1 protein-coding gene is annotated in these 1682 nt (G+C 72.9%); it reads left to right on the top strand.

Features of this window, described 5'->3' with window-relative positions; genetic code table 11:
- Positions 1-1682: polyketide synthase dehydratase domain-containing protein (locus ORI94_RS35175; protein WP_266083177.1), on the top strand; the 1682-nt coding region annotated here is incomplete at both ends.

Genomic DNA, 1682 nt, shown 5'->3' with positions numbered 1-1682 from the left:
GTGCGCTGGCCGGTGAGGGTGTCACCCGGTTCGTCGAGCTGGGTCCGGACGGTGTGCTCAGCGGCATGGCCCGCGAGAGCGCCGGCGACGACGCCCTCCTCGTACCGTTGCTGCGCAAGGACCGCGAGGAAATCACCACTGCCCTGCGGGCGTTGGCCGAGCTGTACGTCCGCGGCGGCCACGCCGACTGGGCCGCCGTGCTGGACGGCACCGGCGGCCGCCCCGTGGACCTGCCCACGTACGCCTTCCAGCACGAGTACTTCTGGCCCACCGGATCCGTCACCGGCACCGGTGACGTCCGCCTCGCGGGCCTCGGCACCCCGGGGCACCCGCTGCTGGGGGCGGCCGTCGAACTGGCGGGCGCCGACGGGGTGGTGCTCACCGGCAGGCTGTCGCTCCAGTCGCAGCCGTGGCTGGCCGACCATGTGGTGCAGGGCTCGGTGCTGGTGCCGGGCACGGCACTGCTGGAGCTGGCGATCCGCGCGGCCGACGAGGTCGGCTGCGACACGGTCGAGGAACTGACCCTCTCCGCGCCACTGGTGCTGCCCGACCACGGAGGCACCCGCATCCAGGTCACCGTCGGCGAGCCGGACGAGACGGGGCGCCGCAGCGTCGCCGTCCACTCGCGACACGACGCGGACGACGACCGCGGGTCCTGGACCCTGCACGCCTCGGGCACACTGGCCGACGGGACGACCGTCGTGCGCTCCGGCTTCGACGCGTCCGTGTGGCCCCCGGAGGACGCCCGACCGGTCGACGTCACCGACTGCTACGACGTACTGGCCGAAGCCGGCCTCCGTTACGGACCGGTCTTCAGGGGCCTGAGCTCCGCCTGGCGCCGGGGCGACGAGGTCTTCGCCGAGGTGGCGCTCGACGACGACGTCGACGGCGGCACCTATGGGCTCCATCCCGCGCTCTTCGACGCCGCCCTGCACGCCGCCTTCGCCTTCGCCGGCGAAGACGGTGACGACACCCCGCTCGGCGGTGTGCCTTTCTCCTGGGAGGGCGTGCGCCTGCACGCCTCCGGCGCCTCGGCGCTGCGCGTCCGGCTGACCAGGACCGGTGACGACTCCCTGGCCGTCGAGCTGGTCGACCCGGTCGGCGCTCCCGTCGCCTCGGTGGAGTCCCTCGTCGTACGGTCCGCCTCGGCCACCGACGGCGGGCCCGGGAACAGCGCGAAGCCCCTCTACCACGTGGACTGGGTGCCCGCCCGTGCCGCAACCGGCACCCTTTCCTCTGAACCGGTCGCACTGCTCGGCGACGAGATCCTCGCTGCGATCGCCGCCGACACGGACGGTCTGGTCATTGCCGACGACCTCGAGACACTGGCGGCGAACGACGTACCCGGCACAGTGCTGGTCGCCGTGACGAACTCCCTGCCGGACGTCGTCGAGTCGGCGCACCAGGCGGCCGCTCGGGCCCTGGACCTCGTGCGGGACTGGCTGGCGGACGAGAGGTTCGCCACGTCCCGTCTGATCTTCGTCGTCGGCGCGTCCGACGGCACGGGGGAACTGACGGACGCCCCGGTCAGTGGACTGGTGCGTTCCGCCCGGCTGGAGCATCCGGGGCGGTTCGGTTTGCTGGATGTCGAGCCGGGTGTGGTGTTGTCGGCCGAGTTGCTGGGTGCTGTTCTGGCCGTGGGTGAGGCCGAGGCCGAGGTGGCGGTGCGTGGTGGTGAGGTG

Source organism: Streptomyces sp. NEAU-W12, from assembly GCF_026242095.1.
Classification (GTDB): Bacteria; Actinomycetota; Actinomycetes; order Streptomycetales; family Streptomycetaceae; genus Streptomyces.
This window is presented reverse-complemented; position numbering and strand designations above follow the sequence as displayed.